Source organism: Paenibacillus agri, assembly GCF_013359945.1.
GTDB lineage: Bacteria > Bacillota > Bacilli > Paenibacillales > Paenibacillaceae > Paenibacillus_AQ > Paenibacillus_AQ agri.
Genome location: NZ_JABWCS010000184.1, coordinates 15,083 through 36,423, shown reverse-complemented (window position 1 = coordinate 36,423; position 21,341 = coordinate 15,083). Strand labels below are relative to the sequence as shown.

At 48.0% G+C, this 21,341-nt stretch carries 19 protein-coding genes; 9 read left to right on the top strand and 10 right to left on the bottom strand.

The genetic code is table 11. The features are described from left to right. Positions 1 to 98: 98 nt before the first annotated feature. A complete protein-coding gene (locus HPT30_RS03165; protein ID WP_175370045.1) occupies positions 99 to 866 on the bottom strand; it encodes an HAD-IIB family hydrolase in 768 nt (255 codons plus the stop codon). 70 nt (positions 867 to 936) lie between these two features. Continuing rightward, positions 937 to 1,740 carry a hypothetical protein gene (locus HPT30_RS03160; RefSeq protein ID WP_175370044.1) on the bottom strand — a complete coding sequence of 268 codons (804 nt, stop codon included), beginning with the start codon at positions 1,738 to 1,740 and terminating at the stop codon, positions 937 to 939. 53 nt (positions 1,741 to 1,793) lie between these two features. Between HPT30_RS03160 and HPT30_RS03155 the strand changes: the two genes are divergently transcribed. After that, positions 1,794 to 1,979: a hypothetical protein gene (locus HPT30_RS03155; RefSeq protein WP_175370043.1), complete on the top strand. Its 186-nt coding sequence runs from the start codon at positions 1,794 to 1,796 to the stop codon at positions 1,977 to 1,979. A 17-nt stretch (positions 1,980 to 1,996) separates the two neighbouring features. Here the strand turns inward: HPT30_RS03155 and HPT30_RS03150 are convergent, their stop codons facing one another. After that, positions 1,997 to 2,668, bottom strand: a complete 672-nt coding sequence (locus HPT30_RS03150; RefSeq protein ID WP_175370042.1) for a hypothetical protein — start codon at positions 2,666 to 2,668, stop codon at positions 1,997 to 1,999. Between the two features lie 210 nt (positions 2,669 to 2,878). Between HPT30_RS03150 and HPT30_RS03145 the strand changes: the two genes are divergently transcribed. Next, positions 2,879 to 4,573: a CocE/NonD family hydrolase gene (locus tag HPT30_RS03145; protein ID WP_175370041.1), complete on the top strand. Its 1,695-nt coding sequence runs from the start codon at positions 2,879 to 2,881 to the stop codon at positions 4,571 to 4,573. A gap of 115 nt (positions 4,574 to 4,688) precedes the next feature. On the opposite strand, the gene HPT30_RS03140 is transcribed toward HPT30_RS03145, so the two are convergent. The 5 genes from HPT30_RS03140 to HPT30_RS03120 all read right to left on the bottom strand — a co-directional run bounded on the left by HPT30_RS03140 (position 4,689) and on the right by HPT30_RS03120 (position 13,358). Continuing rightward, positions 4,689 to 7,031 (bottom strand): glycoside hydrolase family 95 protein, encoded by a 2,343-nt coding sequence (locus tag HPT30_RS03140; RefSeq protein ID WP_175370040.1) that lies wholly within the window; start codon positions 7,029 to 7,031, stop codon positions 4,689 to 4,691. A gap of 404 nt (positions 7,032 to 7,435) precedes the next feature. Beyond that, positions 7,436 to 9,739, bottom strand: coding sequence for an AraC family transcriptional regulator (locus HPT30_RS30670; RefSeq protein ID WP_175370039.1), 2,304 nt, complete (start codon positions 9,737 to 9,739; stop codon positions 7,436 to 7,438). A 124-nt stretch (positions 9,740 to 9,863) separates the two neighbouring features. After that, entirely contained in the window at positions 9,864 to 11,444 is a 1,581-nt protein-coding gene (locus tag HPT30_RS03130; RefSeq protein WP_175370038.1) for a DUF3502 domain-containing protein, read from the bottom strand. Between the two features lie 90 nt (positions 11,445 to 11,534). Further along, positions 11,535 to 12,416 carry a carbohydrate ABC transporter permease gene (locus HPT30_RS03125; RefSeq protein ID WP_175370037.1) on the bottom strand — a complete coding sequence of 294 codons (882 nt, stop codon included), beginning with the start codon at positions 12,414 to 12,416 and terminating at the stop codon, positions 11,535 to 11,537. A 30-nt stretch (positions 12,417 to 12,446) separates the two neighbouring features. Beyond that, on the bottom strand, positions 12,447 to 13,358 hold the full coding sequence (locus HPT30_RS03120; RefSeq protein ID WP_246316905.1) for an ABC transporter permease: 912 nt from the start codon (positions 13,356 to 13,358) through the stop codon (positions 12,447 to 12,449). A gap of 256 nt (positions 13,359 to 13,614) precedes the next feature. Between HPT30_RS03120 and HPT30_RS03115 the strand changes: the two genes are divergently transcribed. From HPT30_RS03115 to HPT30_RS03090, 6 genes are all read left to right on the top strand, one after another. Beyond that, positions 13,615 to 13,944 (top strand): hypothetical protein, encoded by a 330-nt coding sequence (locus tag HPT30_RS03115; RefSeq protein WP_175370035.1) that lies wholly within the window; start codon positions 13,615 to 13,617, stop codon positions 13,942 to 13,944. 119 nt (positions 13,945 to 14,063) lie between these two features. Beyond that, complete coding sequence (locus HPT30_RS03110; RefSeq protein WP_175370034.1) at positions 14,064 to 14,744, top strand: response regulator transcription factor; 681 nt, start codon at positions 14,064 to 14,066, stop codon at positions 14,742 to 14,744. Then, a complete protein-coding gene (locus HPT30_RS03105; RefSeq protein ID WP_175370033.1) occupies positions 14,741 to 16,525 on the top strand; it encodes a sensor histidine kinase in 1,785 nt (594 codons plus the stop codon). Before HPT30_RS03110 ends, HPT30_RS03105 begins: the two co-directional genes overlap by 4 nt. A 48-nt stretch (positions 16,526 to 16,573) precedes the next feature. Further along, a complete protein-coding gene (gene pssA, locus HPT30_RS03100) occupies positions 16,574 to 17,098 on the top strand; it encodes a CDP-diacylglycerol--serine O-phosphatidyltransferase (protein ID WP_175370032.1) in 525 nt (174 codons plus the stop codon). 7 nt (positions 17,099 to 17,105) lie between these two features. After that, positions 17,106 to 17,606, top strand: a complete 501-nt coding sequence (locus HPT30_RS03095) for a DedA family protein (protein ID WP_175370031.1) — start codon at positions 17,106 to 17,108, stop codon at positions 17,604 to 17,606. Positions 17,607 to 17,775: 169 nt separating this feature from the next. Beyond that, entirely contained in the window at positions 17,776 to 18,357 is a 582-nt protein-coding gene (locus tag HPT30_RS03090; protein ID WP_175370030.1) for a TetR/AcrR family transcriptional regulator, read from the top strand. 78 nt (positions 18,358 to 18,435) lie between these two features. Here HPT30_RS03090 and HPT30_RS03085 read toward each other — a convergent pair whose 3' ends face one another. Continuing rightward, positions 18,436 to 19,248: an SDR family NAD(P)-dependent oxidoreductase gene (locus HPT30_RS03085; RefSeq protein WP_175370029.1), complete on the bottom strand. Its 813-nt coding sequence runs from the start codon at positions 19,246 to 19,248 to the stop codon at positions 18,436 to 18,438. Positions 19,249 to 19,469: 221 nt separating this feature from the next. On the opposite strand from HPT30_RS03085, the gene HPT30_RS03080 reads away from it, so the two are divergent. Further along, positions 19,470 to 20,051, top strand: coding sequence for an LOG family protein (locus tag HPT30_RS03080; protein WP_175370028.1), 582 nt, complete (start codon positions 19,470 to 19,472; stop codon positions 20,049 to 20,051). 752 nt (positions 20,052 to 20,803) lie between these two features. Here HPT30_RS03080 and HPT30_RS03075 read toward each other — a convergent pair. Continuing rightward, positions 20,804 to 21,340, bottom strand: a complete 537-nt coding sequence (locus HPT30_RS03075; protein WP_175370027.1) for a hypothetical protein — start codon at positions 21,338 to 21,340, stop codon at positions 20,804 to 20,806. Position 21,341 lies beyond the last annotated feature (1 nt).

The following is a 21,341-nucleotide window of genomic DNA, read 5'->3' as shown; positions in this document are numbered from 1 at the left end:
AATAAAAAATAAAACGGCATTGTCGTGAGAGACTTCTGCCGTTCCATTAGTATACGCGATACGCTGTATTTCATCTCTAAAATTTATGTACCCTCTGATCAAGAATGGACTGATGACGCCGATAAATCCTTCAGCTTATTAACAATAGCGCCCTCACAGTCGCCCTCCAATGAAATGGATTCCGAAGCATAGGGAGCAAGCTCCTCATGATGTCCAATCATAACGGCATGCCGGGCCTGCTGGAACATGGAAATGTCATTGGCATCATTGCCGAAAGTAATAAATTCCTCCTTCTGTACTCCAAGCCGTTGTAACGCATTCCATTTATGGATGTTCTGCGGGCTGATATCTATGACATTTTCATTGCGGTGCCTGTGAATGACCACACCAAGATCTTTCAGCGATTCCGCCAGCCCTTCCATATCGTCAGCAGTCAGAATCAGAATCTTGACGATGGATTTCAGTGATCCTACAGGAAGGCGCTTGGCTAGCCTAGCGGGGTCGACATTATTCAGAATGGGATGATCGTGCGGGCCGGTGTAAGCATAATCCCAATCACTGTCGATCAGATATGTGGCCTGATGTTCTTCAATCAACCTAAGAATCTCCTGCACATCCTCTTGTGTGAAAGCATCGGCATGCTGAACCTTACCTTCCTTGGACACTAACGACCCGTTGCCGCCAACGAGCGCAAAGGAATGAAAACGTTCATGCAGAACAGGCAGCATATCACGAATCGGACGGGCTGAGGCAAATATCACTTCATGCCCTTCATGTGTCAATTCTTCCAGACAAGCCAGAATAGTTTCAGATACCGGTTGGCCTTTGAAGCAAATGGTACCATCCAGGTCAAAGACGAATTTCACTTCATTTCTCCTCCAGACTAATAATTTTATTAATAGATTTAGTTATAGAACAATTAGAAGAGAAATTCAATTATTCAGCGACTAACTGCTTATTGCTCAAATCTAATCTGTAATGTATAGCCTTGGCATCTTCGTCAGGCGTACCTGCCCCAATAGGCGGATGTACGATTAATCGATTATTTTCGACTGTTGGGAACGATTCTAGTTCAGAATAGAGAAGTGTTTTAGATACATGACCGCTATGAATAATCTCCAAAGGAAATGCTTCTCCACTATGCTTGCTGACCGCAAATGCATACCCTTCCAACCCGTGGCCCGTCTGATATTGAGGGGTGAGAACATAGACTTCGGCTTCTTTAAAGGACGTCTTTTCAAAAGATAATGTGTTGTCAGAGGGTTGGACAAACAAATAAGCAGGCAGTTCCAATAAAACTGTATCCTGCTCTCCTTCTCGATAGACGATGGAATAATTACTCTGGAACGTTTGGTCCCCTTCTTGCCCCAGTGTACTGGATACGATCAAATGTCCCCGCTCTTCTCTCCCGTTAGAGATCATAAGTAATGTTCCCTTATCGGTTAGCAGCTCTGCCCGGATCGTGGAATATTCATTGACAGAATCAATAGAAAGAGAATCCGCGAGAATTGAGCTTGGAAATACACTTGATAGATTACCTGAAGAGTTTTGTTCCTGAGTAGATGAATGGTTAGTAGTTGCTCCCGGATTTTGCTGTTGCTGACTATTACAAGCTACGAGCACATTAAACAGTAATACCGACGACGCTAATAGCAACGCATGCCTTTTGATTGTAATCCTCCCGCTTTCATATATATCTACATTAAATTTTACACAAAAAAAGCTTTTAATAATTCTCAAAACTGTATTTTATTATTATAGTAATCGTAATAAATAACGAAAGGACGACCTTTATGAACAAACCGAGACTAAGAAAAAGACTTTCCGTTGCTGGAATTTTTTTGTTTGCTGGAGGTTTTAGTTGTTTTATTATTGAAAATTTCTATCCTTATAAACCAGCAGGTATTACGCTAATCATCATTGGATTGGTTATGCTCGTGCTTTCCTCTTTTTTTAGAGAAAAAAGAGGAAAGCAGTGAGCCCTCTCCCGACTCGGTTATTGTGATGTCAGTTCAGCTAGATATTTGTCCAATTCAGCAAGCTCATGAAACGTAAAGGATATTACAACAACATCATCATCGACGATCAAATGAAATTCCACATTTGTGTCTCTTTCTAGGTCAACTACTAGAACTCTAGCTGACTTAATACCTTTTTTTTGCAGGAAATCTATAATTGCCTCCTGCCTCTCATTGTTAGTATGATATCCATTTAGTTCATATATCTTTATATCATTATTCCCTTTTTGAAATTCCAAAAGGTTATTAAAACGAGATGAAATTTCAGAATCATTAAGATGGTGTTTTCCGTCACTTCTGGAATAAGAATAATAAAGATCATGCACAGTACGGGGCCCCGAAAGCTCTTTTTGAATACTATAAGTGTCTGACCGGTACAGCTCCAATGAATAGCTTGCAGGATTTATGTCATACACCAATTCAAGCGGCCCAACATTAGGATCGTATGATGGAAGAAAATAGGGTCTATCTGCAAGTTTAGTTTTAATTTGTTGTACCCATTCTTGATATGCATCATCACCTAACTTCACGTCACCACTATTCGGACTTTGTGAACTGCATGCCGATAAAACAATCATTAAGCATCCAATGATAATAGATAGACGTACAGATTTAATATTACCACCCACAATCTTAGAATTATGAACCATACAACAATACCAAAATCTATTCATTTTTACATTAAAAAGACAAACCTTTTAATATAACACAGTGATTTACCAGCTACGTCTTCTGTACGGCTCAAAAGGTCAGGCCATCGGAAGTAACTGCACACCTCTATGGCTTGCATGATAGAATTCAAATATAGCATTCCTGTTTGAAAACAACAGATCACCATCTTTTATCGGGAGGCATCTAACATGTCAGAGAATCAAGATCCTGAATTCCCTGCCCCGCATCATGAGGTGGGAGAACGTCAGGACGTACGGGTGGCGATGAGTGACGGAGTGCAGTTAATGACCCACGTATGGTTAAGTAAGGGCGAACAGCCTGCGCCAGTGATAGTGGTCCGCAATCCTTACATAGGCAGAGAATTCCGGCCAGACCCCGAAGTCGTGCTACTATCTGCTTATGGATACAATGTCATCATCCAGGAGTGTAGAGGACGCGGCTCTTCCGAAGGGCGCTGGGTGCCGTTTGTGCATGAGAAGCAGGACGGTCTCGATACGCTGGATTGGATCATCGCCCAGCATTGGTGTAACGGGAATATAGGCTTATACGGCGGATCTTATCTCGGATTTAACCATTGGGTGCTCGCAGACAGTCTGCCGCCCGAGGTCAAGACGCTATATATTTCCGTGATCGGTACCGAACAGCAACGCTTCATCTATATGGACGGGATGTTCCGTCCGGATATCTATACCAGTTGGACGGTTACCAACGCTGGCGCCGATCTTGGAGGCCGCAGTCCCCGGGAATTGGAAGAGCAGGCGCGCCAGTTTCGCCCTCCCCTGGAGATGGATATGACCCTGCTTGGTAAACAGTTGGATTGGTACCGCGATTTCCTGTTGAACCCTGGAGCCGGAGAGAAGCTATGGCAGGAGGGCTTCTGGCGGGAGTTCCAGCATATTCCCTCCCGTCTTACCGTTCCGGTCTGCATGGTCGGAGGATGGTTTGATATTGCTCTGGACAGCATGATGCTGACCTACGAACAGATTCCGCCGGAGATCCGGGCGCGCAGCCGCTTTATCGTCGGGCCTTGGGTGCACTCGCTGGCGCCGCATGGCGACCGTGATTTTCCGGGTGGAACCGTTAATGGTGGCAATGGCGGCTTCCGCGAGGTATTGGGATGGTTTGATTATATGCTCAAGCAGGCAGCGTATGAAGAGGAGCTTGGCACAGTCAAGACCTATGTAATCGGCGCGGATGACTGGAAATATTGGACGTCCTGGCCGCCGCTGGTGCAGAAGCGAAACTGTTATTTAGGGCAATACAACACCCTTGGCGAAACGCCCGAAGCGGATGAGCATCAGTTAACATACACTTATGATCCGCTTGATCCAGTGATTACTGTAGGTGGAAGCGGTCTCTTATCCACCTTTGAAGCTGGGCCCGGCCAGCCCCGCACTGCTTGTGCACTGCAGCCGGAACCGGGCTATCGCCAGGATGTCCTGAGCTTTCTCTCTGCACCGCTGGAGGAGGAACTTTACCTCGCGGGCTCCATCGAAGCTGTGCTGCAGGTCAAGTCAACCGCTGAAGATACTTCGTTCACGGTCAAAGTGAGTGAGGTTCTGCCGGACGGCAGAGCCTACAATATCGCTGACGGAATAACTTCACTGGCGTACCGGAACAGTTCGCCGGAGGCACTGCCTTATTCTCCCGGCTCACTCGAAGAAATAACGTTCCAGTTATGGCCGATCACCTGGGCACTGAGACCAGGCTCACGGATCAGGGTCGATATTTCCTCTTCCAACTTCCCGGCTTACCATGTGCATCCTAACCAGGCCGGCAACTGGTCTACGATACAGGAGACGGTGACTGCCGAGCAAACGATTTGCTGGGGTGGAAATCACAACGCTTATATCCAGCTTCCGGTATGGAAATCACAATCTTAACCGTATAAATGTGCAGATCAAAGGCTGCCCCGGTCAAACGTAGTGAACGTTTGATCAGGGCAGCCTGTTTTAGTGAGCTTTGAAGGCATTTTGAAGCATTGATTTTCTACAAATATTAATGTCTTGGAAGAACCACGTAGCTTGCGTCTGCCGTTACAGCCCAGCTCACGGAGCCATTTTCGTCCCGCGTAACGGCTGCCTGCTGTCCATTGCAGGTGATTTCCACATCGCCATCACCAGGTACACGTAGCACACATTCCCCGCAGCTGTGGGCATGAATGATAGCCTGGTTCAGTTGTCCCTGACTCCAGATTATATCCACTGCATAACCGCCCCTGGCCCGCAGTCCCCGTACCTCGCCTTCGGCCCATGCCTGCGGAAGTGCCGGAAGCAGATACAGTTCTCCGGCATGGCTTTGCAGAAGCATCTCGGAAATCCCGGCAGCTCCGCCAAAATTCCCGTCAATTTGGAAGGGCGGATGATTATCAAGGAGGTTTGGCAGCGTGGAATGAGCCAGCAGCGCCTGGACATTCTCCCACGCCTTCTCTCCATCCGCAAGTCTGGCCCAGAGATTAATGATCCAGGCCCGGCTCCAACCGGTGTGGCCTCCGCCGTGCGCCAGCCGCCGCTCCAGCGTCACCCGCGCCGCTTTCATCCATTCCGGCGTTTCCCTGGCGGAGAAGCGGGTACCAGGATGCAGCGCGAACAGATGTGAAATATGCCGATGGCCCGGTTCAGCCTCTTCATAATCCTCCAGCCACTCCTGCAGTTGTCCATGCTTGCCGATCTCCGGCTGCGGCAGTCGTTCACGCAACGTATGCAGCCGCTTAGCGAAAGCAGCATCCACCTCCAGAAGATCCGCTGCCTCAATGCAGGCGCTGAACAGCTCATGCAGAATCTGGCTGTCCATCGATGGACCTGCGCAGAGGATCCCCGCAGTACCATCGGGCAGCAGATATGTATTCTCTGGAGAGACTGAAGGCACGGTAACCATACGTCCGTCCGGCAGCTCCGTCAAATAGTCTTCGAAGAACTCCGCCGCCTCTTTAAGTATGGGATATACGCGTCCCAGAAAAGCAGCATCTCTGCCGTATTGGTAATGCTCCCACAAATGCAGGCACAGCCAGGCCGCACCCATTGTCCAATAGGTAGCGGGAATATAGTGATCCTGCGGCGCCGTATCACCCCACAAATCCGTATTGTGATGAGCTACGAAACCTTTACAACCATACATCTCCTGGGCCGTTATTCTGCCCGGCTTCCGCATGCGCTCAATCATCTCGAATAGAGGTTCATGGCAATCAGCCAAATTGCCTGATTCTGCAATCCAGTAATTCATCTGGGTGTTGATATTAATCGTATATTTGCTGTCCCAGGGAGGCAGAAACTGATCATTCCAGATCCCCTGCAGCGTAGCCGGCAAGGAGCCGGGTCTGCTGGAAGCTGCAAGAAGGTAGCGTCCGAATTGATAATAGAGTGCGATCAAGCCCAAGTCCTCTGCACCGCTGCGGATACGCTCCAGACGGATATCCGTTGGCAGATTATCCCCTTGCAATTGGTCTCCTTCGACCTCTGCGCCAAGCCGGATTGACACCCGCCCCATCACAGCTTCCATATCCAGGGTATGCCGCTCCTTCAGATCGACATATTCCATTCCCCCCGCTTGATCCGCAGCCTTCAAAGCTTGCAGCTCCGGCTGGGAATAGCGATAGGAGGTTGCCGCTGTCAGGTACAGAGTCACAGTGTCAGCCTGCTCCACTACAACGTGCTCTCCAATAATGGCTGCCTTCCCGCCACCCTCAGCTTTCACACGCACAACGGTGCGAAAATCCACACCACCTGCGCCGCCCTCATTTCCCCGCATAACCAGCGTATGACCATCGGCTTGGACAAGCTCGTCATAGTAACGATTGTTGCTCCCCCGCTTCAGGCGGGCTTTGAAGCTCACGGCTCCTGGAACATTGGCCGTGATGCGCACAACCATCACCTGATCGGGATGACTGACGAATATCTCCCGTTCATAACCTACGCCATCCACTTCATAACGGACGCTGGCAATTCCATCAGCCAGATTCAATTGACGTGAATAATTCGCAATTTCTCTGCCATGCTCAAACACCAGCGCCAGTTCTCCAAGTGGAACATAATGACGCTGGCTTTCCGGAACACCCGACAGAGACAGAACAGCCAGTTCCTGCGCTTTTTCTACTTCGCCCCGCAGCAGCAGCCCCCGGACCTCCGCCAGATTTGCCTTGGCATCCGGATTGTTGCGATTCCGCGGGCCACCGTACCACAGGCTGTCTTCATTCAGCGCGATCCTTTCTTCCACCGGATCACCATATATCATCGCGCCAAGCCGGCCATTACCTACAGGAATGGCGTTCTCCCACCGGTCGCCCGGGGTGGTAAACCATAACCTCAGATCGTCATTTCCTGTCACCTGTGAAGCTGAACTCATGTGAATCATTCTCCTCTCGTATTGCTCTATTTTTTCAAGTATATAGACTGAACTTCGGATTTTCACATGCGCTAAGTTCGTCATTGCGGTGATGTTGGACTCGTCATGATTCCCCATGTGTAATTAACGGCATTTTTGTACACTAATTATTCTGCAGCTCAGGAGTATTGGAAAATAAGTGCAATAATGTACCTTAAATATTCCATAATTGCCCTTTCAGCGCATTTTTTCAAAAATAAGATACAATAATGCTCTTAATCACCTTTTTTACCTATATTTTATAAATATAAGGTGAAAAAATGCTGTTAGTTGGGGAGGTGGACCATTTCCGCTGTTAAGAAGACCGGTAAAGGAGAGGAGAGATTGCATCCAAAAGCCCTAACTTTACCAAAATCACGCATGGCCTAACCCGTAGCAGGCGAATTGTCCTGCAGCGACAGCTCTCGATAGGCCGAAGGCGTCAGGCCCACTTGCTTCTTGAAGGCAGAATAAAAGTGGCTGCTGTTGGTGTATCCGCACAGTTCGGCCACATCACTCACCCGGTACTCATCGCTGCGCAGCAATTCCTTGGCCTTATCTATTCGCACCTTGCGGATGTACTCGCTGGAATTGATTCCTGTGACTTCTTTGAAAATCTTAGATAAATAATTTGGCGTATAGCCAGCCCGCTCGGCCAGAACCTCAACACTCAAATTATTGTCGTTATAGTTCTGCTGGATGTACTGCATAATCTCTTCGACCTTGCGGTAGAACTTGTTCTCCTTCAACTGCTTGATACTGTCCAAGCTGCTGCTGTAATGGTCGAATTGTCTAAGCAGCCATTCCATGGCCTGCTCCAGCGTTTCCATCTCGGTAAAGATCAGATTCAGTTCCCCATACAGCACACCGAGACGTTTGTTCTCGTCGTTAATGGTCTGGTTCATCTGGGTGATGCAGACCAGAAAGAGATGGAAAAGCGCCTGAATCGCATCAGAGTACACGAACCCTTTTAGCACATAGGCTGCACCACCCAAACTCTCCTGGAATCCAGCTCTGTCGTTCATAGAAATACAAGAGACCAGCTTCTTCTCCATCTCCGCCGGAAGTCCATAACTGCGAGTAAGTGTCTCTTCAACCTCTGCCTGATGAATGATCCGGCCAGAGCCTAACACAAACCGTTGCTGAAGCATCTCCAGACCCTGCGCATAAGCTAGTGCGCAATCCCAATCCTGTCGCACATCGCTAAGCCCGACACTAACCGTGATCCCATGCGACGCAATGAACCTCTGAATACTCTCCAATAACTCCAGCAGATCCTCGAAGTCCTCTGTTCCTTCCTCACTCTCGTTAATTAGAACAGCGATCTCTCCCTTGGGCATCCTTACAGCCTCATAAGCGTAATCATTTTGAAGACGTTGACTGATACTCTCGAACAGCAGCGATTCGAACAGGGCCGCCTCCTTCCCATCTAACTGTGAATAGGCATCGATCCTGAACAGACACAGACGGAACCGGTCCAAACAAACCACAAGTCTGTAATCGCCTGTATGAGTCTCTTCTCGTTCATCAGATCCCCCATCGGTCAGCAGGCTGCGCAAATAACTCTCTTTCACAATCCGCTGATTGCTCCGATTCTCGTTTTCAAGTGAACGCATATGCAGCAGTGTTTCTGTATACACCAATTGAATAAAAGATATATCTCCGGTATGTCCGCCCTCCACATGGAACGGGGAGCGTTTGAACAATTCCGTCAACTTCTCCACCGGGATGTAGAGCCTCTTAGAAATCAAAAAAATAGCAGCGAGACACATCAGGAGCACACTTAAACAGACAGCGAGAAAGCCATTGCGTTTATCCTGAATTGGCTTGACCAGCGTTGAATAGGGTGCCTTGCTCAAAATATACCAGCCGGTGGTTTGATTCTGTACAAAAGCGACAAGCGATCGGGATGCTCCTTCCTTATCGGAGAGGTTGCCCTTGGGCGCAGATTGTTGCAATACGGTGGCAAAAGCAGATGTGTCCTTGATGTCCCCGCCAATTCTCTCCGGGTCCGTATGTGCGAGCAGCGTTCCCTGAGCGTCGGCAATCAGCAGTTCATTGCCTGAGTTTTCCAGGTAATCGTGAATAAACAAATTCTCGTCTATATTAATAATTACCGTTTGCTGCTCACCACTGATGCTAAGGTTCGTATATTCGATGCTGATGGTGTAATCTTTCTTATTGGTCAAAAAGTCTTGTTTGTTCCCCGCAGGAACCAGCCGGGTTAAATAGATGGTCCGCTTGTTGCCCACACTTTTGCGGTAATTCGACCCCTGCCTTAAAAAGCCTGCGGCATCGAAGCCAAGCTCTCCCTCACAAATGAATTCTTTAATCGCTGAGTTGTAAACAAAAATGGAATGGATGTAGGGGTTAATTTGGCGGATATTACGGATCTGGATGCGGGCCTGGTTGCTGGTCAAGGCATCACTGCTGCTTAACGCCAGGAAATAATTGATGTTGTCATTGATCTCCAAATTCAGAAAGATCTGATCCATCTCCCGGAAGAGATTATCGATATTTCCGCTTAAAGTTTCGAGGCCCTTGATTTGTTCTCGTGATAGCTGATTAAAGAGCGTCTTGGAGTAGAGGTTGGAAAAAACAAGGGTCATCGTCACGACAAGAACCATCGTCAATGCCATGAAGGATAACAGCATCCGGACAAATAAAGAATCCCGCCTGAGCTTTGCCACCGACAGCCCGCCTCTCTCTTTAAGCGCTTTCAATTATTGGATTCAGTATAGACGAAAAGGATCGCGAATGGCAATGATATCGCCACCCGCGATGATGATTTTGAAGCAATAGCGTTAATCCAGCTTAGTTTGCTGCGAGAAATTCATCCAGCTGTTTTTGGACCTCAGCCACAATCTTGTCGGTCCCGGCATCCCTCTCCTTGGCGATAAAATTGGCGACATCTTTGTCCACATCCTTGATGTTGATTCCGCACATCAGCAGATTGCCCAGCTCACTGCGCAGCTGCTCCCGTTTTGCAGCCTCGGTCTTGATCGGTGTCTGATCAGGCACGAAGTATTTGACCGTCGACGTGATCTGGTTCGGACGATTAATGAAGGCATCATAAGTCTCATAGTATTTCGGCGTATGCTGCTCATCATACTTCTGGAACTCCTTACGCCAGAAGCCCCACTGTCCCGGCCAATCAAGATAGTTGGTTGGCTGGCCATTACCTTGCCCATCCATGTACTTCACGTTATCGCCATCCAGCTTGTAGGTCTTATCCAAAATGCCATAAATCACAGCATCATACACCTTCTGGTTCGTCGACAGCTCCTCCAGGAACATGAGCACCCGTTCCGGGTTGGCTGCATTTTTGTTGATCGCTACAATATTATCAAGCGGTGAAGCGATCACCCATTTCTTATCCGGATAGAATTCCGACCAGGTCTTCACAGCTCCTTCAGCTTCCACAGACGGCTTGAACGTGTTAGGGTTCTCCAGAATTCCTCCGTCAATCTGGTTAATAGCAGCGCTCAGCGTTCCGGCCGAGAAGTCACCTTCCGTTCCTTTGGTGGCCAGCAGGTTGCGTGGAATCAGACCAGCCTCGTTCCACTTCTTAGCATAGAATACGAGTTCCTTGAAGGCTTCAGTCTGTTCCCACGGGATGACCTTATGCTCGGGATCATCAATCTTGACGACCAGGCCCATGGAGTTCAGGTTCTCGTATTCATACTTTTGCAGAAACACCTGGGCAACATCGCTGTACCAGTTATCCGGCCGCCAGGAGATAGGGAGAATTTGCGGCGAAGCCTTTTTAGCAGCATGGAGGTACTCATCCAGTTCCTCAACCGTTTCTACCTTGTCTTTCATGTAGCCGCCTTTTTTCGCCAGATCACCCCGATACCAGACGATAGGCTTAATGCTTTTCTTCAGTGTCCAAGGCGCCCCATACACCCGTCCCTTGACCTTGATCGGGTCCAGCAGATTCTGTTCTTTGTACGTTTCAGTCAGCTTCGGTGCATATTGTGGCAGCAGATCGGTTAGATCCAGGTAAGAGCCGCGATTCATGGCGTTGGAGAAATCATTCCAGTTCGCATCAAAATTAAGATCATAATTATCGCCCGAAGCCTGCAACAGCTTCATTTTATCCTTATAGTCATTCCAGTTGACAAAATTGATCTCGAACTTGGCATTCAAGGTGTCCTTAGTCAGCTCTGACACATACGACCACACCTCATCAGTCGCCTGCGGCTTATCTCCCGGGAAATAAAAGCGCAGCGTAACCGGCTTCAGCTCTGTCTTTTGTCCTTCGCTTGTTTTAGTACCTTCTGTATTACTTGGGGTGCTTGCACTCTCTTTGTCTCCGCCGCCGCAGCCCGCGAGCAGCCCTCCTGCCAGCAGCACCGTCAATCCCAGTGCAGCCGATCTCTTTCCTTTGACCATTGCCGTTCCCCCTATTAACAATTTTGTGAATATGCTCAGCGGCACCATTGCCGTTCAAGCCTTCATCAACCTGACAAACACGCGAATGTCTTACCCTTTAATCGCCCCCAGCATCAATCCCTTGACGAAATACTTCTGGAGGAACGGATACAGAAAAATAATCGGACCGATTGTAATCATCGTGGCAGCCATCTTGATACTTTCGCGCGGCATCATCTGGTCAGCAGTCGTGGCCAGCACGCTGGAATTGGCCAGATAATCCACATTCGAGATAATGGTCCGCAGAAGCAGCTGCAGCGGCTGCAGCTCTACCTTGTCGATTAGCATCAGCCCCAGCCACCAGTCATTCCAGTAGCCCAGAGCTATAAACAAGCCTACAGAGGCAAACACCGGTGTCGATAGCGGCAAAATGATAGATATCAACGTCCGGAACTCTCCGGAACCGTCGATTTTGGCGGATTCATGCATTTCCTCCGGGATCGAGGAGAAGTAGCTGCGCATCAGGAACACATTGAACCCGTTAACCATCGAAGGCAGAATAAGTGCAGCCATATTGTTGTGAAGATGAAGATATTTGACGCAGATGATATACCATGGAACCATTCCGCCGCTGAAGAGCATTGTGAGCAGCACGTAGGCGGAGATAAAATTACGGTATTTCAGCCTGCGCAGTGACAGCGGGTAAGCAATCATGGCCGTGATCGCCAGACTGGCGATGGTACCAATCACCGTGACCAGACTCGTGACCTTGTAGCCATTCAGGATCACACTCATCCGCTGGAACAAATACTGATAAGCCGCAAAGTCAATATTTTTCGGAAACAGATTATACCCGCTGGTGAGAATATCCATTTCCCGGGTCATAGAGCTGGATAGGATAATGATAAACGGGATGACACAGAACAGGGCGATCAGCGTGACGATCAGATTTAGAAACGCTTGGCCCCAGGAAAAGGATGTGCTGATTTTCATGCAAGTACCTCCATTATGCACCTCATTTTTTTAAAAGAGCGCTGCGTCGCTTTCATACTTGCGGGCCAGCCGGTTGCTGATATAGACAAGCACGAAGGCCAGTACCGACTGATAGAAGTTCGCCGCTGCGGCCATTCCCATATCCCCGGCTCCCTTCAAGCTGCGGAAGACAAAGGTGTCGATCACATCCACTGTAGAATAGATCTGAGAGTTATCGCCGACAAGGGAGTAGAACATTCCGAAATCAGAGTTCATAATGTGGCCGATGCCAAGCAGGGTCAGCACGATAATGGTTGGCCGCAGCATCGGAATGGTAATATGAATGATCTGCCTGAACTTGGTAGCTCCGTCAATCCGGGCCGATTCATAAAGCGTATTGTCAATTCCCATCAGGGTGGCCAGGTAGATAATGCTGTTATAGCCGATGCTTTTCCATACAAAAATTATGGCGATTATAAAAGGCCAAGCCATTGGACGCGAATACCAGTCAATCTTATCAAAGCCCCATCTCACCAGCAGCTCGCTTAACATTCCGTGCTCATAGCTCAGGATGTTGTAAGCGAACACACCCACCACAATCCAGGAGATGAAGTATGGAAGCAGCGTTAGTGATTGAGAAACCCGCTTGAACCAGACCGACCGGATCTCATTAAAAAGGATCGCCAGCGCCACATTAAGGAAGGTGCCAACCGCGATGAACAATAAATTCAGCAGGATGGTATTCCGGGTTACCCGGACCCAATTGGATGAAGTAAAGAAGTATTGAAAATTCTCATAGATCGGGTGTGCCCAGGAGCTGCGAAATATCCCCGTACTTAAATTGAAATCTTTAAACGCGATAATAATGCCGGCCATCGGAAAATAACTGAATACCAGCAGCAGTAGCATCGCAGGCAAGGTCATCAGATACAAGACCTTGTGCTTATTCAGTTCTTTGAGCAAAGTGGAACCCCCTCTACATTTCGTGAATCCGCTTACAAATGGAATGCTATCACAGCTATAACGCATTTTAAACTTTCGATTGCTGTGATTTTGTTATCATTTCTACGATAAGAAGGTACCAATTTCTATGATTTTATTGCTTTTTGATCTCAAAAATCATGATATATATGTGACACCAGTTATGGTTTCCCCGAAACTTTATAGGTGACCTTATTATTGTTATACTGAGGAAGCCTTACTTATAAGGAGAGCAGACATGAATCTATCCTATAACTCTTCCCCTGATTCCGATCCCGGCACAGGCGGCGATAATGATACATTGATCCAAACTCTGCTGGAGCAGACCTATGCTTTACAAAAAAAGTTGCAGCAGGAGGATGACGAGGAAACCGCATGGATGCTAGAGCATACGGACATTCCGGTCCTTAAAGATCTGATCAAGGAACTGACGATCATCATGCTGCATGTGCTGGATGCCATCGGCCAGCTTGAACCGGTTAACGGGATTACCATCTCGAAGCAATTCGGCTTTCCAAAGGGCAGCGTCTTCAAAAACACCCGCAAATGTGTTTTTCACTTCATTTGATGATATTTAAATTGACTCCCCCGCCTCTTCCCCAAATTTATCACGGTGTCCTCATGGACACATGAAAGACATACCCGCAGGTTATACTTTTTTTCAAGCTGAATTAAAAGAGGGATTCCATGAATAAAAAAGTGCTTCTCGTTGAGGATGAAATCCGTATTCGTGAAGTCATTGCCGACTATTTTATACAAAGTGATTGGGATGTCTACGAAGCTGGCAACGGTCAAGAAGCCTTACTCCGTTTCGATGACCTGCAGCCGGACCTCCTGATTCTGGATATCATGATGCCGGAAATCGATGGCTGGGAAGTATGCCGGCAGGTTCGCAGCCGCTCAGAGGTGCCTATTATTTTGCTGACGGCCAAATCCGGCGAGGATGATAAAATATTAGGCTTTGAGCTGGGCGCCGACGATTATGTCACCAAGCCGTTTAGTCCTAAGGTGCTCGTGGCCCGGGCGAATGTTCTGATGAAAAGAGTCGAGGGTCTTTCCAAAGCTCAGCCATCACTCTTAACGTTCGGCGGTGCGGTACTGAACACGATGGCCCGGCGGCTGGAAGTGAACCATGTGGAAGTGGAGCTGGCTCCCAAGGAGTATGAACTGCTTCTTTATTTGATCAAAAACAAAGGGATTGTTATTTCACGCGACACTGTACTTGACCGGATATGGGGATTGGATTTTGAAGGTGATTCCCGTGTCGTGGATACCCATATCAAAAAACTGCGGAGCAAGCTCGGAACGGAATCACGTCATATCCGTACTGTAATCGGTACCGGCTATAAGTTCGAGGAGGAAGAATGAAGAAGCGTGGCGTCACCTATAAGCTGTTTATCATGACCGTTGTTTTTTTCCTGTGCTTTTACGGCATGGTGATCCTCAGCCAAATGCTGTTCTTCGAAGGCTTCTACGAGAACCAGAAAATCTCCCGGGTAGAAAATCATTTGAAGACTTACGCCGCAAACTACGCCTCAGAAGAGAATCGGAGCATGAGTCAAATTTCCAAGGACACGGCCAAGTTCATCATTCAGAACAAAAGCCAGCTGGCCATTCTGACCCTGGAAGGCAAAGTGAAGCTAGGCGACCCCTTCCATATCACGTTGAAAAAAGAAAATGGGCAGCTCGTTACGATCAACCTGTCCCTTTTTATGAATATGTATGGCACGGAGCTGAAGAATGCCCAGATACAGCAGGGCGATGAGCTAACCATCTTCGGTGAGAACGATATCGTTGAAGATTCGCAGATCCATGTGCTTTATCCGATAAACATTTACAAGCAAGGCGGACCGGTAGTTGGAGAACCTTCTGCAAAAGTGATAACTGGCGAAGACGAGTTTGGGGAAACAGAGACCATTACGGGCACAGTTACAGAGATTGTACTCCCTGATCTGAAGACATGGAACCCCCGCCAGGTTCTTATGCTGTCTGCTATGGAGGAATGGTTCCCTCTAACTCCAACCCTGCTTGAGAAGCTAAAAAAACTGGAGGTTCAGCAAGCAGATTGGACAGAACCCTGGACCGGCGTCCGCAGTTCCGTTCTGCTCTACCCTGTGAAGATGAAGAACGGCGACATTGACCTGTTGTTCACAGTGACTTCGCTCCAGGAGGTCAGTGAGACGAATCAGGCCCTGCAGTGGTTCTATGTCTATCTAGGCATCGGTGGATTCATTCTAATCCTGTTTCTGTCTCTCTTCTTCTCAAAAATCGTGACCCGTCCGCTTATCTCGATTAACAATGCAGCGAAGCGAATGGTCAATCTCGACTTCACTGATCACGAGCCTATCCGGCAAAATGACGAGCTGGGCAGTCTTTCGTCCAGCATGCACACCCTCTCGCGCAAGCTGGACAGCGCGCTAGGGGAGCTTCAGGAGGCTAATCAGCAACTGGTGAGTGATATGAAAGAAAAGCAAAAAATGGAGATCGCCCAGCAAGAGTTTTTCGCCAATGCATCGCATGAGCTGAAGACCCCCATCAGCATCATTAAGGGCTTCGCGGAAGGGTTGCAGGACGGGGTGAGCGCTGGCAAGCAGGATCACTACATCGGCGTCATTATCGAGGAATCGGACAAAATGGAGATGCTCGTTCAGGATATGCTGAATCTTGCGACCTTGCAGTCCGACACTCTCAAGCTCCGTAAAACAACCTATATGCTCAGCGAGCTGGTGGAAGATGTAATGGGCAAGCTCGTCTATTTATTGAAGCAAAAAAATCTCGAGGCTGTGATTATTCCTTCCAATGAGCTCCCGCTCTATGGCGATTTAAGGTGGATGGAACAGGTAGTCTCTAACCTCGTTACCAATGCGATCCGTCATGCGGTGGAAGGCAGCACGATTACTATAAGTATCAAGGGCTTGGAAGAGTCCTCTATTTTCTCCATTGAAAATACCGGCGAGCAAATCCCGGAGCATCAGTTGGAGCAAATCTGGGAGCGGTTTTTCCGGGCTGAGCCTTCACGCAGCCGTCAGACTGGCGGGACAGGACTTGGGCTTGCCATCGTCAAGCGGATTCTGGATCTGCACGGCTGCCGGTATGTAGCGGAGAACACGGGGATGGGCGTTCGCATCGTCATTACCTTTGATCATTAATCATTTTTCAATATCATCTTTTTTTACACGAAAGGCGTGAAAATAAACATGAAATGGATTTGGTTACCCTCAGCTTTCACTGTAATCAACTTGGGAGCAGGGGCCTTATCATTATTTTTTACCATTCGCGAAGAATATATGGTCGCATTTGCACTGGTGATGGTGGCAGCCGTATGTGATGTGCTGGATGGATTGTTGGCTCGTCTACTGCATTGTCCCAGTGATTTTGGCAAACAGTTGGACTCACTCGCAGACATCGTTTCCTTCGGGATTGCTCCGGTATTTCTGATCTTAATGTACAAGCTGGAGGATTCTGTGTGGCTCGGACCGCTCGCGGCGGTTGTATTCCTGGTATGCGGGGCGCTCCGGTTGGCAAGATTTAATATAAGTGCTCCCGTCAGAGGGTTCGTCGGTCTGCCCATTACCGCTGCCGGAGTAATACTGTCTCTTACCACATTACTCGGTGACCGGGTGAAGCCTGAAATGACACTGCTTGTGATGGGCTTGCTGTCTGTTCTGATGATAAGCAGAATTCCGTTTCCATCCTTTAAAAAAACTTACGCCAGGAAGTGACTGCAGCATGGCATGGATTATGGATATGATCACTCAATATGGATATTTCGCGATTTTTGCGCTGCTTGCGCTTGGAATTATAGGCATTCCGGTTCCCGATGAAATTCTAATGCTGTTCGTAGGCTATCTGTGTTCTGTAATGGTCCTTGATTTCTCGATTTCCGTGCTGGTCTGCTTCATCGGAGCGGTCACAGGTATGCTCACTAGCTATACCCTGGGCAAAAAACTGGGACAACCACTGGTTGACAAGCATGGCAAGTGGATCGGCCTCACCACCAAACGGTTTGAGATTGTGAAGCGCTGGTTCGCAAAGTTTGGTCTCTGGACGATTCTGCTCGGATACTTCGTTCCAGGCCTGAGACATGCTACTAGCTACATCTCCGGAATTAGTGCCATGCCCTTTCGGAAATATTTCCTTACCGCCAGCCTAGGATCACTGGTGTGGGTTCTGGTATTCACCTCTATCGGTTATTACATGGGGGCTAACATATCCTTTGCCGGACTGTAAACAGCACTCAATGCTGGCCTTGCCGGGGATACGAAAATTTGTTCATACATTCTCTGCTATACAATAATATGCAGAATGATTCACTATGAAAACGAACAATCCGTCTTTTATTGACGTCTGCTTCCTTTGATTTTAGAATAAAGAAGAAGCATGAGCTTGAAAGGCGGTGTTGAAGATTCGTAAAGGTGAGAAAACGAAACAATATGTGATCGAGAAAACCTCCCTGCTGCTCAATCAGCGCGGTTACTTATCCACCTCCCTGGCCGAGGTTACAGATGCGACCGGACTGCAAAAGGGCGGCTTATATAATCATTTCAGAGATAAAGAAGACCTGATGATCGAGTCGTTCAAATACAACTGCACACTGATTACTGAACAGATGGAGCCGGCCATCGCCTCGGCATCAGCAGCAGCCGATAAGCTGAATGCCTTTGTCGAGACTTATCTCGACCTCGATTTTCCAGGTGGCTGTCCTATTGCCAATGCCGCTGTAGAAGCCGAAGCTGTTTCCCCTCCCCTGTTCCAACATGCACAAGAAGCGATGGACAGAATGCTGGTATTGCTGGAAGATATCATAAATACAGGAATCGCCCAAGAGGAATTCCGATCGGATGCCAATACCCGTAATACGGCCGTAGTCATACTCTCGCTGATCGAGGGGAGCCTGCTCATGAACAAGCTTCTTCCGTTCTCCCCGCTCCAGCTGATCAAAGATCAACTATCTCGTTATATCGATGATGTATTGAAATAAACCGATGTTGGCAATAAAAAGAGACCTTACGGCTTCATCTGTAAGGTCTCTTTGCTGATAGCGTGACTCTGGCGGGGTTTACTCCGCGATCAACGAAACCTTTTCCCACGCCACAACTTCTTCGATTCTTTTGCCCAGCTCATCCCGGATACTATACGATGCCATAGCACCCACCGGGAAATGCAGGGGCGGATTCTCGCTGTTGATCATAGCGATAATGGATTCGACCGCTTTACCCTGATCGCCTATATTCAAGGCCTCATAGCTCTTGTTGAAGGCTTCATACACCGGTGCATATTCGTCGGTAGGTTCGCTTTGTTTTTGGGAAGATCCCATGAATTCGGTTAAGAAGACGCCCGGTTCCACAATCGTAGTCTTAATCCCGAACATCGCCAGCTCAGCTGCCATTGCTTTGGAGAAGCCTTCCACTGCAAACTTCGATGCCGCATATACACTGTAAGTTGGAACAGCCCATACCCCGAAGACCGAAGACAAATTCACATAATGCCCCGACTTCTGCTTCTTGAAGACTGGAAGAGTGGCCCGGATAACATCCAGCATACCGAACACGTTCACATCGAACTGATCTCTGATCTGCTCATCCGTATATTCCTCCAGCATTCCAAATAGCCCGTAGCCAGCGTTATTAACGACAATATCAATCCGGCCGAATACGTCCACTGCCTCTTGCACCGCTGCTTCAATCTCTTCTTTCTTCGTGACATCCAGTGCAGCAATATGCACATTCTCCGGCGATTTCTCCTTCAAATCGGCGATGGAATCAATGTTCCGTGCTGTAGCAACAATTTTATCTCCAGTGTGAAGCAGCTGCTCCACGAATTTCCGGCCAAACCCTGTTGACGTTCCTGTAATAAACCATACTCTGCTCATTCTAATCTCTCCTTATGCTGTTTATAATATTAGGACAATTACGAAAAAATAAAAGACAGACCGTTCATATTTTTAATTATAGGTAGAGACATCATTAAAGTCAAATGTACTTCCTCCGGCCCCGAAGTGTAGCGTTCATGCCGATGACTCTGGTCACTTCACACCCGAACATACGTATGGTAGGATACCTATAAAAAGCTTTCCGAAGGAGAGAGGATACGATGAAAAGTGTAGCTGTTTTTTGCGGATCGAGTGAAGGTGCATCCCCTGTCTATAGAGAAGGCGCACAGAAGTTAGGTCATGAACTTGCAGAGCGTAACATCACCCTGATCTATGGCGGAGCCAGTGTAGGCTTGATGGGCGCCGTAGCGGACGCTGTATTAGAGAAAGGCGGGAAGGTAGTCGGCGTCCTGCCGCATTTTCTGCAAACCCGGGAAATTGCCCACAACCACCTGACCGAGCTGATTGTTGTCGATTCGATGCATGAACGTAAAGCCAAGATGGCAGAACTCGCCGATGGCTTCATCGCTTTGCCGGGAGGACCAGGTACGCTGGAGGAATACTTCGAGATTTTTACCTGGGGCCAGCTTGGACTTCATGATAAGCCACTGGGTCTGCTAAATATCGAACATTACTACGACGCTTTAATTACCATGTTTGATCATATCGCTGCCGAGAAATTCATGCAGGAAAAATACCGTTCCATGGTGCTGGTCGATACTACAGCCAAGGGGATGCTGGATCAGTTCGCGGCATACAACGCACCGGCGGTTAAAACCTATCTCACTGAAGACCGGACTTAATCAGAATAAGGCCGTCCGGAGAACGTTATTGACGAAGGGGTTGTCCCAAAAAGGATATGAACCTTCGTGCGCTTGTAGCGCAGAATGGTGGATTGGTCAGAATCCATGCAGATCCTCACACCCTAACTTGGGAACTGGGATCTGAGATGTGGTTCTGGGATCTGGGCATAGCTCTGATTTAACAGGAAAATGTACCGTTAATTCTCCCCTTTCAAGCGTTTTGCCCGGATTAAAGGGAATTTCTCCAGTTATTTTTCCCCTTTATCAGAAAATCGAAGGGTATCCTAGAGATTAACGGGAATTTTTCCCGTTATTTTGTTGGAACACGCCATTTCCGAAAAATTAACGGGAGAATTTCCAGTTATTTAAGCGCTGCATAACGGGTAACACCCATTTTTACTTTACGGGACTTGCACGTTCTGAAGGCCGAGTGGTTTGGGTTGGGGTTTGGGTTGGGGTTTGGGTTGGGGTTTGGGTTGGGGTTTGGGTTTGGGTTTGGGTTTGGGTTTGGGTTTGGGTTTGGGTTTGGGTTTGGGTTTGGGTTTCACTCTGGCTCTGGCTTTCGCTTGCCTTTCCCTTGCCGAAGAAGGTGGTCATCGACCACAAATAGAACATGGCGGGATCAGGACTCTTTCTGAGCACCGCCATGTTCTATTTGCGCTATATTTTTTAGCAGGTAGGCTTCTTATCAAGAAATATACCTAGTTTTGGGACAGCCCCTTCACTATGAACTTCCAGCCAATTGGTGCATTTTAAACTCCAGTCTCTTTCTCCGCCCAACGCTTTGCTTCATCCGATTCAGTGAGGTTGGAGAAGAACGACCGATACGAGACGTCGCCGCTGCCACCTAATTGGGCATTCTTCAAATCCAGGTAGCGAATGATCAGGTTCCTTACAGCCTCTTCGTCCATAATGGCCTTTATCGCCTCTTTCTTGACATTCTCATCCCATAAGACTTGGAATTCATAACGTTTAATTTCCGGGAAGAAGTTGTTCACATTCCAGGCATAGTCCACCATCGAACGATAAATATCCTCTTTGATAGGTGCAGAACCCACTTCCGGCACAAACGTAAAATGGAGCGTGTACGGGGCTTTTGAGCCTTCAATTGTGAATTTCTCCACAAACCTAAAGTGATCTTGGGTGTAGAATTCCACTTTATTGGTGATAAAATCTTTCTGTGTCAACATTTCTTCTGGTTCTGCAACAGAATTGGAATTTGCTTGTGAACACGCAGAGATAAACATCAGCATGAGTGTTACCTTGAGTACATTCAGGAATCTGTTCATA

Coding starts and splice junctions, on each gene's coding strand:
- HPT30_RS03095 (WP_175370031.1), top strand. CDS start 17,106: ATGGCATGGATTATGGATATGATCACTCAATATGGATATTTCGCGATT.
- pssA (WP_175370032.1), top strand. CDS start 16,574: ATGAAATGGATTTGGTTACCCTCAGCTTTCACTGTAATCAACTTGGGA.
- HPT30_RS03080 (WP_175370028.1), top strand. CDS start 19,470: ATGAAAAGTGTAGCTGTTTTTTGCGGATCGAGTGAAGGTGCATCCCCT.
- HPT30_RS03155 (WP_175370043.1), top strand. CDS start 1,794: ATGAACAAACCGAGACTAAGAAAAAGACTTTCCGTTGCTGGAATTTTT.
- HPT30_RS03075 (WP_175370027.1), bottom strand. CDS start 21,340: ATGAACAGATTCCTGAATGTACTCAAGGTAACACTCATGCTGATGTTT.
- HPT30_RS03145 (WP_175370041.1), top strand. CDS start 2,879: ATGTCAGAGAATCAAGATCCTGAATTCCCTGCCCCGCATCATGAGGTG.
- HPT30_RS03110 (WP_175370034.1), top strand. CDS start 14,064: ATGAATAAAAAAGTGCTTCTCGTTGAGGATGAAATCCGTATTCGTGAA.
- HPT30_RS03105 (WP_175370033.1), top strand. CDS start 14,741: ATGAAGAAGCGTGGCGTCACCTATAAGCTGTTTATCATGACCGTTGTT.
- HPT30_RS03140 (WP_175370040.1), bottom strand. CDS start 7,031: ATGAGTTCAGCTTCACAGGTGACAGGAAATGACGATCTGAGGTTATGG.
- HPT30_RS03125 (WP_175370037.1), bottom strand. CDS start 12,416: ATGAAAATCAGCACATCCTTTTCCTGGGGCCAAGCGTTTCTAAATCTG.
- HPT30_RS03115 (WP_175370035.1), top strand. CDS start 13,615: ATGAATCTATCCTATAACTCTTCCCCTGATTCCGATCCCGGCACAGGC.
- HPT30_RS03085 (WP_175370029.1), bottom strand. CDS start 19,248: ATGAGCAGAGTATGGTTTATTACAGGAACGTCAACAGGGTTTGGCCGG.
- HPT30_RS03130 (WP_175370038.1), bottom strand. CDS start 11,444: ATGGTCAAAGGAAAGAGATCGGCTGCACTGGGATTGACGGTGCTGCTG.
- HPT30_RS03150 (WP_175370042.1), bottom strand. CDS start 2,668: ATGGTTCATAATTCTAAGATTGTGGGTGGTAATATTAAATCTGTACGT.